Source organism: Catenibacterium sp. UBA627 (assembly GCF_002299355.1).
GTDB lineage: Bacteria > Bacillota_I > Bacilli_A > Erysipelotrichales > Coprobacillaceae > Catenibacterium > Catenibacterium mitsuoka.
This window is the reverse complement of the sequence record NZ_DBPF01000074.1, coordinates 1-12,010: the sequence shown is the minus strand read 5'-3', so window position 1 is coordinate 12,010 and position 12,010 is coordinate 1. Positions and strand designations below refer to the sequence as shown.

Sequence of the window (12,010 nt, the reverse complement as noted above, 5' to 3'; positions counted from 1 at the left end):
TGGCCAGGTTTTATAGAGTTAATAGAGAATAATCCTGTAAATCATCATCCTGATGTACAACAGGGGATTTTAAAGGAACAGTGTGCTACAATAGTATCAGAGTTCTTTAAACGTAAAAGGAGGAAGTAAACTATGGATTCTTATTATAGTAATAAGATGAGTTATGGTGAGTTCTTTGGTTCAATCATGAAATGGATGGCTGTCGCATTAGGAATCACTACAATCACTTCGTTTCTATTCTCATTCTTACATCTTGAACTGATATTGGGTGCGTCTTATTTCATCTTTATGATTGTTTGTTCGATTATAGAAATAGGATTAGTACTAATGCTTAGTAAAACAGTCAAAGATATGGCTATAGAGAAGGCTAAGACATACTATGTTGCTTATTCAGTAATTAATGGGATTGTGCTTTCTATGTGGTTGAATTATGTTGTACCAGGTGTAGCGGTACTTGCTTTTGCGGTGACAGCTGTTTATTTTGGTTTACTCTATACAGTGACACAGCATACTAATAATAATTTCATCGGCGTAGGAAAAGTCTGTTTAATGGCTTTACCAGTTCTTATGATTGCGTATATTTTATTGATTTTCATTTCAGCACCAGCTCTTTATTATCTAGTTGTATTCCTTGATCTTGCAGTTTTTACTGGACTTACATTACATGACTTTAAAAGCATTGAATATGCTTATGAAATTGTACCTCAGGAAGCATTACAAGGTATGGCATTACTTTGTGCATTACAGCTCTATATGGATTTCATCAACATTCTTATCGATATATTGATGTTAGTAAGTGATAATAATTAAGGTGCTAAGGCACCTTTTTTTATGTATAATAAGGAAAGGAGTTGATGAAGATGGCATATAAATCATTATATAGAACATACCGTCCACAGACATTTAAAGATGTAGCTGGACAGGAAGCAATTATTACTACATTAAAGCATGCAATAGATGAAAAGAAGATTGCGCATGCATATTTATTTTGTGGTCCACGTGGAACAGGGAAGACAACTGTCGCAAAGTTATTAGCTAAAGCAGTTAATTGTACAGGTGATCCTAAACCATGTGGTGAATGTGAGAATTGTAAACAGATTGAAAATGGAACACATCCAGATGTCATTGAAATAGATGCTGCCAGCAATAATGGGGTAGAAGAAGTAAGAAGTCTGATTGATAAGGTGAAATATGCACCGACACAAGGACAATATAAAGTTTACATCATCGATGAAGTACATATGATGTCACCTGGAGCTTTTAATGCACTATTAAAGACATTAGAAGAACCACCTGCACATGTCATCTTTATTCTTGCGACGACAGAACCACATAAGATCTTGCCTACTATTATTTCTAGATGTCAGAGATTTGATTTTACACGACTTACTGACCAGGAAATGGTACAAAGAATGCAGTATGTCTTAAAAGAGGAAGATAAGACATATGATGATGGATCTTTAGAATTAATTGCTAGACTTGCGAATGGTGGAATGAGAGATGCATTATCTATCCTTGAACAATGTCTTGCCTATAATGATGATCATTTAAGCATTAATGATATTCATACTATTTATGGTATTGTATCCATGGATGATAAGACAAACTTATTGAAGGTTTTATTATCTAAGAATATGTCTGAGTCTTTAAAGATATTAGATAAGATGGATAAGAGTGGTATCGATATTAAGAGATTGACATTTGATTTAATTGATATATTAAAAGACATAGTTGTTTATAGGAATACAAAAGATGCTTCTATTATGTCAGTCATGACACAGAAAGACTTAGAAAACATCGTGCCTTATATTACAAGTGATGAATGTTTTAGCTTTATTGATATATTGATGGATGCAAGTGAGAAGTATATTAGAGCGACTGATCCACATATTTATTTTGAACTTGCATTATTAAGACTATGTAATCAAGAACATGCACCAAGTCAGAAGATTGAATATACACCTGTCAAAGATGAAACAGTCAAACAAGAACCTGTAAAGGTAGAAGAAAAAGTTGAACCAATCGAAGAAATTATAGAAGAACCTGTCTTTGAACCAATTGAAGAAGAGATAGTAGAACCAGTCTTAGAAAAGAAGGCTGAACAACCAGTACCTCAATTCAATTATGAAAAGAAAGAAGAACCAGAAACATATGTATCAGATGATAATATCGAAGTAGATCAAAGTGATATATTAAATATTCTTGTACAGGCAGATCGTAAGATCTTAAATGAAGTACAGGAGAAGTGGCCAGTGATTCGACGTTATATGGCTAATATGAATACAGCTAAAGCAGCAAGTATGTTATCACAGGGACATCCTGTAGCTGCTTGTAGAGATGGTTTAATTATTGAGTTTGAATTAATGCCTGATGTGAACGCGGCTAACTATTATAAGAATTATAAACAGTTATCATCTTTAATTAAGGATGTATTAGGACATGAATATAAATTCATTGGGATGCAGCATGATGCATGGTTAGAGATGAGACAACATTATATTCAGCTTGCAAGAAGCAAACAGCTTCCTCAGGCGAGACCAATCACATTAAAACATATTGATGGATATGATTTAAAAAGAGTTGATTTGAATGATGCACAGAAGTATGCTTTAGATATGTTTGGTGAAGATATTGTAGAATTTAAGGAGGATTAAAAATGGATTTCAATTCGCTTTTAGAAACCGCAAAGAAAATGGGTGAAACTGCCTCAAATCAACAAAAAGAATTAGAAAACAAGAGTTTTAGTTTTTCTTGTCAGAATAATTTGATTACAGGTAAAATCAATGGTAAGTATCAGATCACTGAATTACATATCAGTCAGGATCTTATGGATGACAAAGATATGTTAGAAGACTTGATGATGATTGCGATTAATCAGGGAATTAGTCAAGTAGAAAAGGAGAAAGAAGACAATATGAAATCCCTCACTGGTGGATTAGATTTATCTTCTTTTATGTAATATGGAATATCCAAAGAGTTTTGAAGAGTTAATGACATGTTTTAAAATGTTGCCAGGTATTGGAAATAAAGGTGCTGAAAGAATGGCTTATGCGATTTATGATATGTCAGAAGAAGATGTAAAAAGATTCTCACAGGCACTCACTTTATTTAAAGAAAATGTCCATACTTGTCCTATATGTGGTAATTTAAGTGAAGGTGATAAGTGTGAGATATGTGCTGATCACGAAAGAGATCAATCTACAATATGTGTTGTAGAATCTCCTAAGGATGTCTTTGCGATGGAAAAGATGAAAGAGTACCATGGTTTATATCATGTATTAGGTGGTACAATTTCTATTATGGATGGCAAGACTATGGATGATTTGAACATCATGAGTTTATTTGATCGTATTACTCCTGATACAAAAGAAGTGATTATTGCGACAAATGCGACAAGAGAAGGGGAAACAACTGCACTCTTCCTTGCAAAGCTATTAGATAAAAAAGGTGTTAATACAACACGTATTGCGCATGGTTTACCAATTGGAAGTTCTCTTGATTATGCAGATGAACTCACATTATTAAAATCATTTGAGGGTAGAAAGAAAGTTTAAGCAAGAGGGCTATAATGTATTGTTATAGCCCTTTTATATTGAGTATAAAATGATGAAAGCTTTCAATGAATTAGCATGTGAATAAGAACATTAAATGATGCCTATTCTTTAGGAACTTATGGATTAGAAGATTATAAATATGCGAAACTGTTATCAGCAAGATGGTCACAGTTATTAAATAGAGAAGATATCTTTGATTATCGAAAGTATAGAGAAGGTAATGAATAACCTTCTTTTTAATTATGGAAAAAACATTGTAAATCACATATAATATTAATGTTTGAAGGAGCGTATGATATGAGTTTATTTATTACTTTTGAAGGTGGAGAAGGCAGTGGTAAAACGACTATTGCAAAGATGTTACATAAACAGTTTATTGAAGAAGGATATAATATCACTTTTAGTAGAGAACCTGGTGGTGTAGATATTGCAGAACAGATCAGAGATGTGATTACTGATGTCAACAATACGAAGATGGATGCAAGGACAGAAGCTTTACTTTATGCAGCAAGCAGAAGACAGCATCTTGTAGAAAAAGTACTTCCTGTATTAAAAGAAGATGGTATCGTGATATGCGATCGTTTTATTGATAGTTCTCTAGTTTATCAGGGAATTGGGAGAGGTATTGGCGTAGATAATATCTACAATATGAATCTTTTTGCGACAGATGGTATTCTTCCTGATTTAACTATTTTCTTTGATGTAAAACCTGAAGTCGCTTTAAAGCGTATTACAGGGGATAGAGAAGTCAATAGATTAGATTTAGAATCATTGGATTTTCATCATAAAGTGTATGTTGGATATCAGATGATTTGTGATAAGTTCCCAGATAGAATTGTGAAAGTAGATGCTTCTTTACCAGTTGAAGAAGTATATCATCAGGTTTATGAAATTGTAAAGGATAGATTATGAAAGAATTCTTAAAAGAAACACAACCTATTTTCTATCGTATTTTAGAGAAGAGTTTTAAAGAGAATAAAAAGACTCATGCATTTCTTCTAATAGGGGATCATACGGATGATATTGCGACATTTATTGCCCAGTCTTATATATGCCATGAAGATACACTAGCGTGTGAAACTTGTGATGACTGTATACGAATTAAAGAAGGTATTTATCCTGATATGATTGTATGTGATGGTAAAGAGACTTCTATTAAGAAATCGGATATTGATCATATTCAGGAAGAGTTTGTGAAATCAAGTGTAGAGAATAAAGGAAAAGTTTATATTCTTAAAAATATTGATAATGCGACAACTCAGGCAATGAACAGCTTATTAAAGTTCTTAGAAGAACCTGTAGAAGAAGTATATGCAATCCTTACAACAAAAAATATTAATAAAGTACTACCTACTATTCAATCTAGATGTCAGGTGATTAAATTGCTTCCTGAATCTAAGCATTCTTTAGAATTAAAACTAAAGAATGAAGGGGTGGATGACGAAGATGCTATGGTTCTTCCTCATCTGTTTGATTCGATTGAAGAATGCAATGAGTATAAGGATAGTGAGTTGTATTTTGATATTAAGAATTATGTATTCTACTTTATTGAAGATTTATATATGAGACCATCGGATTTATTGATCAATTTACAGATCAATCTAGGTAAGAAGTATAAGAAGAATAAAGAAGCATATGCATTATTTTTAAATCTTCTTGTGTTAGGCATGAGAGATATGTTTCACGTGAAACATTCTATACCTGTATTGTTTGTGAAACATAAAGATTTCTTTGAGAAGATGCCAGAAGATGGTAAAATATTACAGAAAATAGAAATCATATTAGAATATGCTGAAAGACTCAACAATAATGTCAATCTTGCATTATTATTAGATGGTATGGTATATAAAGTATTGAAGGGAGTTTGATGAAATGGATAGATTAGCGGCTGTTAGATTTAATAGCGCTGGTAAATATTATTACTTCTCCACAGATTTAGATGTTAAAAAGGGAGATAAAGTAGTAGTAGAAACTGTAAGAGGATTAGAATTAGGTGAAATCATTACAGATCTTACAGACTTATCAGAATTTAAATTAGATAACGAATTAAAGAGAATTAAACGTGTTGCGAATAGAGCAGACATTGAAGTATATAATATCAATAAAATTAAGGCACAAAAATCATATGAAATCTGTAAAGAAATCATTGCGGAAACAAACCTTGATATGCATTTGATCAATTGTGAATATACACTTGATGCATCTAAAGTTATCTTTATGTATACATCTGATGAACGTGTAGACTTCAGGGATTTATTAAAGAAACTAGCTAGTGTTTTTAAATGTCGTATTGAATTAAGACAGGTAGGACCTAGAGATAAAGCTAAAATTGTAGGAGGCATTGGAAACTGCGGCTTACCACTATGTTGTAACTCATTCTTAGGTGAGTTTGATGGTGTATCTATCAATATGGCTAAGAATCAGTTGCTTGCAATCAATATTGATAAAATTTCAGGTGTTTGTGGACGTTTATTATGTTGTTTAAAGTATGAAGATGAAGCGTATAAGGAAGTTAAAAAGAAATTTCCTAAGATTGGTTCATTTATTCGTTATGAAGATAAACAGTGTAAGGTTGTTGGTTTAAACGTTATTTCTGACTTAGTAAAGATTGATAATGAGGGCAGTATTTTATTTATACCTTTATCTGATGTAGATAAGAAGCCTGCACCTAAAAGGGAAAAACAAATCTTAGAAGAATTAGCACCTAAAAAAGAAAAGAAACATGAAAAGCCAAAACAAATGAAGCCAAGACAACAGCATAAATCAAAACAGAATAATCAGAAGCCAAGAACTATCAAAGGTAATAATCCAAAAGGAAAGAAAGATGAACGAAGAAATTAATTATCTCCTTGGTTATAATGATATGAAAATCATCCAGAGAAGAGATATGTTTACCTTTTCTCTGGATACTGTTTTATTGGCAAACTTTTGTGCAATCACAAAGGATATGAAGACAATCGTAGATTTTGGGACAAATAATGCAGCCATACCATTAATCTTAACGCAACGCACTCATAAGAAGATTATTGGTGTTGAAATTCAAAAGGAAGCTGTAGAGATTGCGGAACGAAATGTGAAATTAAATCATGTAGAAGATCAGGTAGAAATTATTCATGATGATATTAAGGATTATGTGAAGTATGCCCCACGTACCAAAGCCATTGTCTGCAATCCGCCTTTCTTTAAAGTGGGAGAGAAATCTCATATTAATGAAAGTCCTTATATGACTATTGCACGTCATGAAATTAAAATAGATCTAGAAGGTATTATTGCATCAGCTGCAAAAATTCTAGATCAGAATGGTCGTTTCTCAATGGTCTATCGTCCAGATCGTTTTATTGAAACAATTGAATTATTTAAGAAATACAGAATAGAACCTAAACGTATCCGTTTTGTCTATCCTAAAGAAGGAAAGGAATGCAATACATTCTTGATAGAAGGTGCATTCTTAGGTAAAACTGGACTAAAGATTGAACCACCTTTATATACACATAATGAAGATGGAAGCTATTCTGATGAAGTTAAACAGTTAGTAGGTGAGATGAATGTTAAATAGACAAAAAAGTTTTGAAAATGGGAAAGCGACACTTTACCTTGTACCAACACCAATTGGTAATTTAAGTGAAATGACACCAAGATGTATTGATGTGATGAAGAGTGTAAACTATATTGCAGCAGAAGATACACGTAATACAGTAAAACTATTAAATCATTTTAATATGGAAGCTAAACTCATTTCTCATCATGAACATAATTTGCATGTTGCGATTCCTAAACTTCTATCATTATTAGAAGAAGGGGAGTCAGTTGCATTAGTAAGTGATGCGGGGTATCCAGCTATTAGTGATCCAGGGTATGAAATGGTGTTAGCAACTATTGATGCAGGATATAACGTCGTTCCTTTATCAGGATGTAATGCCTGTTTAGATGCTTTAGTTGTCTCTGGCATTGCGCCACAGCCATTTATGTTCTATGGTTTCTTAAGTCATACAAATAAAAATAAGACAAAAGAATTAGAAAAATTAAAAAATATCACTTATACGATCGTATTCTATGAAGCCCCACATAGAATTAAGGCGACATTAGACTGTATGATGAAGGTATTAGGTGATAGAAAAATTGCGTTATGTAGAGAAATCACTAAGAAGCATGAAGAAATTCTAAGAGGTACTATTTCTGAAGTATTGGAAGTAGTAGATGAATTAAAGGGTGAAATGGTTATTGTGGTTGAAGGTGGTACTGAAGTAAATGAGGAAGAGACTTTTGACCAGACAATCACAGAACATGTTGATGAATTTGTAGAAAAAGGCATGTCTAAGAAGGATGCTATTAAAGAAGTCGCAAAGATTCGTAAATTAAATAAGAATCTTGTGTATGAAGAATATCACAAAAAGTAAAAGGGTAATGTTTCACGTGAAACATTACCCTTTTTGCTTGGAAGACCTCATATTTCTAGTTAATAACTATAAATACAAGAAGAAAAAAGTAAAGTCATTCTTAAAAATGACAATAACAGTTTATCATAAGATAAATTTTAATTCAATTTCATATTCTTTCTTGTCTAATGATTCAAATAACTTCTTGTCATTTTCTGCTCTTTGTTCATTGATTTCTTCAAGTAATTCTTTTTCATATGCCTTAGCTACAATCTCTACTTCCTTATCTGTAGCTTTTCTAGAATTCGCATTAGCTTTTCTATGTGTGCCATCACCAAAGACAGTAGTGGTATCAATAAAACCATTATCAATGCCGTGCCTGATGATATGATTAAAGATCTGGTCAAAGACTTCACTATCCTTGTATCTTCTCTGATAGTTCTTAGACCGTGTAGAATAGTTTGGAACATCTTCATAAATGCTGATACCTAAAAACCATCTATAAGCTATATTGACCTTGATCTCTTCACAGGTCTTTCTCATAGAGTTGATGCCGAATGTATAATTGATAAATATCATTTTAAAAAAGTACCACTGGGTCAATAGAACGTCTGCCGAAATTATTGTAGAGTGATTTCACTAACGGATAGATGAATTTCCGATCTATCGTAGCTTCCAGTGTTCTAACCAAATGATCCTGTGGTACTAGGTCATCTAAAGTACTCATGATAAGTCCATCACGTTTAATGTTTGCACGATTAGTCATTGCCATATTTTTATCCAACGATTAAGTACCTTAATTATACTATTTTCAGGCGATAATTGACAGGAAACGAAAAAGGCCGTAAGGCCACAATTTTTGCTTAATTGGAGTGTGGATACTTACGACAGTAACTATATTATCATATACTCTTCAAATTTAAAAGAAAAGACTGTTAACATTTAGTTTGTCAACAGTCTGAAAACTGTGTTTACGAACAGTTTCAAATCAATCTTTCGTAAGCTTCTCTTTCTTCACCATTTTTCAAACGAATAATACCACAATATTGAAATCCATTCTTTGATACAAATTCTTTCATTGGTTTATTATTCTTTTCAATATCTAAACGAATAGAAGGGGTACCACTCTGCTTACATATGTTGACTGCATAATCCAATAATTTTTTTGCATAACCATTTCCTTTATGATTATTATCAATCGCAAAACGATGAATTATACCATATTGTCTAGTATCAGTAAGCCAATGACCATTGTAGATTTTTACATAGCTAGGTTCTATTCCTATAATAAAATGCATAGTGCCATATATATGGGAGTGTTTAGAAAGAACATAACCGTTACCTAACAAAATGTCATCTAGAATTGTATTGATATCAGGATATCCTTTTTGCCATTGGTTGATATCATTATCTTTAAAATATTCTTTTGCCTGATTAATAAGATCCATCACACGACTTAGATCTTTAATTTCTGATGTGCGTACATGCATACCAATCACCTCATATAAAATTGTACAAGAAATTATTTAAAATATCAAATAGTTGTATTTTAATTGTTGAAATGGTTAAATGGTATCAAAGGAGGATGTTATGTTGTATCGTACTGTTAATATTATAATCTATATTATTTCTGTTTTGTTAGCTATGTATGGATTGCAGGCTTTTGATTTTGAACGCTTCTTAAGAAAGGGCAGAATCGGTCAGTTTTATGTCATCTATATTGTTGCGAGTGTAGCGCTCGGATACTTATTTGCACAATTTATACTTAATTTTGGGACATTAAGTTTTTATTGATTTAAAGCCAATATTTTTTAATTAATTGACTTGAATAATATGAATAAAATGATAAAATAGAAATGCTTACAAGGAGGAAAAAGGTATGAGCTTATCAAAAGAAATTGGTATTGACCTTGGTACTGCAAATATCCTTATCTATGCTAAAGGAGAAGGAATTGTAGTTAATGAGCCAAGTGTTGTTACTATTAATGTAGAAACAAATAGACCTGTTGCTGTTGGTGAAGAAGCAAGAGAAATGCTTGGAAAGACTCCTGGAAAATTAAAAGCAATCCGTCCTTTAAAAGATGGTGTTATTGCTGATTTCCAGACTACTGAAATCTTACTAACACACTTTATCAATAAACTTAACTTAAAAGGAATTTTTGCTAGACCAACAATCTTGATTTGTTGTCCATCTAACATCACTTCAATCGAAAAGAGTGCCATCCAGGATGTCGCTTTAAGATGTGGTGCTAAGAAGGTATATATCGAAGAAGAACCAAAAGTAGCTGCTATTGGTGCTGGTCTTGATATTTCTAAACCATCTGGAAATATGGTTATTGATATCGGTGGTGGAACTACAGACGTTGCAGTACTTTCATTAGGTGATATCGTTACATCTCAGTCATTAAAGATTGCTGGTGACAAGATGGATCAGGAAATCATTAAGTACGTTAAAGATAAATATAAGTTATTAATTGGTGATGCTACAGCTGAAGAAGTTAAGAAACAGATCGGCTGCGCATTTGAACCTGATGAAGAAACAGTTATGGATGTTCGTGGTAGAGACTTAGTTACTGGTCTTCCAAAGACTATCCAGATGAATGAATCTGAAACAGTTTCTGCTTTAGGTGAAGTTTGTGAAACAATCTTAATTGCTGCTAAGCAGGTTCTTGAACAGACACCACCTGAATTATCTGCAGATATCGTAAACAAGGGTATCTTCTTAACAGGTGGAGGAGCTTTATTAAAGAATTTAGACAAGTTCCTTGAACAGGGATTAAAGGTTCCTGTATTCGTAGCTGATACACCACTTGATTGTGTTGCTGAAGGCTGCGGTGTCATGTTAGAAAACACTACATACTTACAGTAAGAGATAGCGTTCGCGCTATCTCTTTTTTTGGAGGTAATAATGAAAGCGATATTTTTTGATATTGATGGTACTATCTACCATCCAGAGATTGGTATTAGTCAGAACACTATTGATGAAATTCATAGAGTACAAAAATTAGGTCATAAATGCTTTATCGCAAGCGGTAGACCAACTGGATTTATTTCTAAAGAAGTGAAATCCATTGGTTTTGATGGCTTTGTATTAGCTAATGGAGCACATATTGTAACTGAAGGAAAAACAATAGATTCTTTGACTTTACCTTATGAAGAAACAAAGAAACTAATTGGATATGTAGAATCACAAGGTTATGAATATGTACTTCTTACAACTGATCGCTGTTATTTAAAGAAGGAATCACCACATATGTATGAATTCTATGCTTGGTGTAATATTGATATGGATTCTTTATGCAATGATTATGATTTAGATGAAGTACTAAAGAAGACAATTAAATTAGAAATCAGATATAATAAAAAAGAAGATAGCGTAGGGCTTATTGAAAGACTGGGGGCTTTCTTTTATGAAAAACATGATGATAGTTTAAACATTGAAGTATCTAATATAGATACTTCTAAAGGTCACGGTATTGAAACAATGCTTCACTATTATGGATTAGATGTTGATGATAGCTATTGTTTTGGTGATGGAGCCAATGATTTAGAAATGTTTAAAACAGTGGGGCATCCAATCGCTATGAAGAATGCAATCCCTATGATTTATCATCATGCATCAATCATCTGTGAAGATGTATTGCATGATGGTGTGGCAAAAGAATTAAAGAGACTCTTTTAACTTCTGTGTAAAAACAGAAGTTTTTTACACTTGTGTATAAAAAGATATGTTTTAATAACATAATATATTATATTATTAGTAATTGATTTTACAACTTTGTTATTAATGTTATCTATAATAAAATTTTAGTTATTATGAAAGAATAGGAGGAGTATAGACTATGCAAGGGTCCTTGTTAGACATTTTTTTTATTTTATTATTAATAGTGATTGATTTTTACCTTCAGAAGAAGATTAATAAAAAAGGATATGTATATCTATGTATAAATAAAGGTAGATTAAGATATCCAATACTTGTTTTATTTGTGGCTTCTTTTATTTATTTCGTTCTAAAAAAACAGTATCTATTGATTCTATATATTCTATGTATTTTAAGAATAATAGATAAACTCATTTACA

The 12,010-nt window shown here is 32.2% G+C and carries 14 protein-coding genes; 12 read left to right on the top strand and 2 right to left on the bottom strand.

All coding sequences use genetic code 11. The annotated features are described in order from the left end of the window. Positions 1-132: 132 nt before the first annotated feature. The 9 genes from B2S90_RS04950 (at position 133) to rsmI (ending at position 7,951) form a co-directional block, all read left to right on the top strand. Positions 133-810, top strand: coding sequence for a Bax inhibitor-1 family protein (locus tag B2S90_RS04950; RefSeq protein ID WP_278860678.1), 678 nt, complete (start codon positions 133-135; stop codon positions 808-810). A 50-nt stretch (positions 811-860) separates the two neighbouring features. Next, positions 861-2,654 (top strand): DNA polymerase III subunit gamma/tau, encoded by a 1,794-nt coding sequence (gene dnaX / locus B2S90_RS04945; protein WP_055233601.1) that lies wholly within the window; start codon positions 861-863, stop codon positions 2,652-2,654. Between the two features lie 2 nt (positions 2,655-2,656). Continuing rightward, entirely contained in the window at positions 2,657-2,959 is a 303-nt protein-coding gene (locus tag B2S90_RS04940; protein ID WP_006505010.1) for a YbaB/EbfC family nucleoid-associated protein, read from the top strand. A gap of 1 nt (position 2,960) precedes the next feature. Continuing rightward, the gene (recR, locus tag B2S90_RS04935; RefSeq protein WP_215656507.1) at positions 2,961-3,554 is read left to right on the top strand and encodes a recombination mediator RecR; all 594 of its coding nucleotides are present in this window, start codon (positions 2,961-2,963) and stop codon (positions 3,552-3,554) included. A 297-nt stretch (positions 3,555-3,851) separates the two neighbouring features. After that, a complete protein-coding gene (gene tmk / locus B2S90_RS04930; RefSeq protein WP_055233594.1) occupies positions 3,852-4,466 on the top strand; it encodes a dTMP kinase in 615 nt (204 codons plus the stop codon). Further along, the gene (locus tag B2S90_RS04925) at positions 4,463-5,422 is read left to right on the top strand and encodes a hypothetical protein (RefSeq protein ID WP_286696627.1); all 960 of its coding nucleotides are present in this window, start codon (positions 4,463-4,465) and stop codon (positions 5,420-5,422) included. Before tmk ends, B2S90_RS04925 begins: the two co-directional genes overlap by 4 nt. Positions 5,423-5,426: 4 nt before the next feature. Beyond that, entirely contained in the window at positions 5,427-6,395 is a 969-nt protein-coding gene (locus B2S90_RS04920) for a PSP1 domain-containing protein (RefSeq protein WP_286696626.1), read from the top strand. Beyond that, entirely contained in the window at positions 6,379-7,110 is a 732-nt protein-coding gene (locus tag B2S90_RS04915) for a tRNA1(Val) (adenine(37)-N6)-methyltransferase (RefSeq protein ID WP_278860672.1), read from the top strand. Before B2S90_RS04920 ends, B2S90_RS04915 begins: the two co-directional genes overlap by 17 nt. Then, positions 7,100-7,951: a 16S rRNA (cytidine(1402)-2'-O)-methyltransferase gene (rsmI, locus tag B2S90_RS04910; RefSeq protein ID WP_278778936.1), complete on the top strand. Its 852-nt coding sequence runs from the start codon at positions 7,100-7,102 to the stop codon at positions 7,949-7,951. The genes B2S90_RS04915 and rsmI overlap by 11 nt, the downstream gene beginning before the upstream one ends. Positions 7,952-8,074: 123 nt before the next feature. Here the strand turns inward: rsmI and B2S90_RS04905 are convergent, their stop codons facing one another. Then, a complete protein-coding gene (locus B2S90_RS04905) occupies positions 8,075-8,509 on the bottom strand; it encodes a transposase (RefSeq protein WP_286696625.1) in 435 nt (144 codons plus the stop codon). A gap of 404 nt (positions 8,510-8,913) precedes the next feature. Next, positions 8,914-9,420 (bottom strand): GNAT family N-acetyltransferase, encoded by a 507-nt coding sequence (locus B2S90_RS04900; RefSeq protein WP_278778934.1) that lies wholly within the window; start codon positions 9,418-9,420, stop codon positions 8,914-8,916. Positions 9,421-9,520: 100 nt separating this feature from the next. Here B2S90_RS04900 and B2S90_RS04895 point away from each other — a divergent pair, with 100 nt between their 5' ends. The 3 genes from B2S90_RS04895 to B2S90_RS04885 all read left to right on the top strand — a co-directional run bounded on the left by B2S90_RS04895 (position 9,521) and on the right by B2S90_RS04885 (position 11,612). After that, positions 9,521-9,724 (top strand): DUF1146 domain-containing protein, encoded by a 204-nt coding sequence (locus B2S90_RS04895; protein ID WP_055234932.1) that lies wholly within the window; start codon positions 9,521-9,523, stop codon positions 9,722-9,724. 85 nt (positions 9,725-9,809) lie between these two features. Further along, positions 9,810-10,799, top strand: a complete 990-nt coding sequence (locus B2S90_RS04890) for a rod shape-determining protein (protein WP_006505001.1) — start codon at positions 9,810-9,812, stop codon at positions 10,797-10,799. Between the two features lie 39 nt (positions 10,800-10,838). Continuing rightward, positions 10,839-11,612, top strand: coding sequence for a Cof-type HAD-IIB family hydrolase (locus B2S90_RS04885; RefSeq protein ID WP_278778933.1), 774 nt, complete (start codon positions 10,839-10,841; stop codon positions 11,610-11,612). The last annotated feature ends 398 nt before the right edge of the window (positions 11,613-12,010 follow it).